A 1688-nucleotide genomic window follows, 5' to 3' on the forward strand; every position below is an offset into this window, starting at 1 on the left:
GACCGGGACACCGCGCGCGCCCTCAACGATGCGGCCGAGCTGCCGTTCATCGAAGTGCACGTGGCGACCTCACTGGCCGAGTGCGAGCGGCGCGATCCCAAGGGGCTCTATGCCCGGGCCCGGGCCGGTGAACTCAAGGGGCTCACCGGCATCGACGCACCCTACGAGCCGCCCGAGAACCCCGACCTGGTCGTCGACACCGCCGGCGCGGTCATCGACGACCTGGTGCAGCAGGTGATCGACCTGCTCAACACCCGCCGCTAACCAGTGATTTGTGGAGTCCTAGCCGCACCCGACACGGTGTGGTGTCTCGGGACATCGCTGACACTTATGTCTCGGGACATCGCTGACAGTCATAGTGCCGGTTTGGGTTCGCGGGTGCGATAGGTGCGCGTGTTTTTGTCGCCGCGTTGATGTCTGCGGGTGGGGTCGGCAGTCAGTGTGCGGACGAGGCGGTTGCCGCTGAAGATCGTGATGTGGTTACCGTCGCGGATGCTGACGCATTCGTGGCTGGCCCATCGGAGTCCGACGTGAACGCGGTAGGGCGGCACATACAGGTTGCCGCTCGCCTCGTCGACGATGTGGCGGGATATGAACACCGGAGCCGGTAGTGGGCGGTCGGCTGGGCGGGCCTTAACGGTGCTGTGGAACGCCTCAGCGGGGGTGGCTCCGCGTAGTGCCCGGTGGGGGCGGTGCTGGTTGTAGAAGCTGCCGAACTGCGCGAGCAGGTCGTTGAGGTCGTCGATCGTGGCGACCGGGTCGCGGGCGGCCAGCCACTTCTTCAGCGTCTGCCAGAATCGCTCGATCTTGCCGCAGGTCTGCGGATGAAAGGGCGCCGAGTTAATGGTGCGCACACCAAGCGCGCGGAGGTTGATCTCGAACGCCGATTCATGCGCGTGGAACCTGCCTGTGTAGACGATCCCGTTGTCCGACAACGACATCGAAGGTATTCCGCACTCGGCGACACCGGTCAGTATCACCGACCAGACCAGTTCACCATCGGCATCGCCGGCAGCCGCGCGTAACCCCACCAAGTAGCGGGAGTGGTCGTCGAGGCTGCCCGCGATGGCCACCGGTGTCCCGTCGGCCAGCGACCATCCAGTCCAATCCGACTGCCAGCACTCGTTGGGCCGATCGAACACGAAACGCTTCGTCGCTGACTTCGGGCGTTTCTGCGGTTGCGCTGTGATCGCTCCGCGGCGGGTCAGAATCTGCCACACCGTCGACGGTGATGGCACTGCCTGCAGACCGTCGCGTTGCAACGACCACACAATCGATTGGGCGCCGTGATCGAGCCCCTGCTCGATCAACTGCTTGCGCCGGCGCACCACGATGTCCTCGACCTGGGCCGGGGTCTGTCCCGGCGAGGTCAGCGGCCGACGGGACCGATCCTGCAGCCCATCGATCCCCTCGTCCCGGAAGCGCCGGCGAAACTTGTAAAACGTCTGCCGGCTGATCTGCTCACAGCGGCAAAACTCCGCCACGTTGTCCACCTGCCCGGTCAACGCCGCAGCCATGCGAATGTCCATCGCCGTCACCTTCTGGGCCATGAACCATGCTGGTCCAAGCCCTACTCAGGTGTCAGCGATGTCCCGAGACATCCATGTGTCAGCGATGTCCCGAAACAGCACACCGTCGCGAGCACGGTTAGAACTCCACAAATCGCAGGGTGGGAACCGATTGACGGC

Annotated in this window: 2 protein-coding genes; one reads left to right on the forward strand and one right to left on the reverse strand. The window is 64.7% G+C overall.

All coding sequences use genetic code 11. The annotated features are described in order from the left end of the window. A partial coding sequence (locus ACFVVF_RS29155) for an adenylyl-sulfate kinase (RefSeq protein ID WP_387816808.1) occupies positions 1-264 on the forward strand: 264 nt, incomplete at its 5' end. Between the two features lie 89 nt (positions 265-353). Here the strand turns inward: ACFVVF_RS29155 and ACFVVF_RS29160 are convergent. Next, a complete protein-coding gene (locus ACFVVF_RS29160; RefSeq protein ID WP_387816810.1) occupies positions 354-1529 on the reverse strand; it encodes an integrase core domain-containing protein in 1176 nt (391 codons plus the stop codon). Between the last annotated feature and the right edge of the window lie 159 nt (positions 1530-1688).

Origin of the sequence: Paenibacillus sp. NPDC058174, assembly GCF_042883865.1 — a bacterium.
GTDB lineage: Bacteria > Bacillota > Bacilli > Paenibacillales > Paenibacillaceae > Pristimantibacillus.

Bases quoted from the DNA above. Each gene is read 5' to 3' on its own strand.
- ACFVVF_RS29160 (WP_387816810.1), bottom strand. From the start codon at position 1,529: ATGGACATTCGCATGGCTGCGGCGTTGACCGGGCAGGTGGACAACGTG.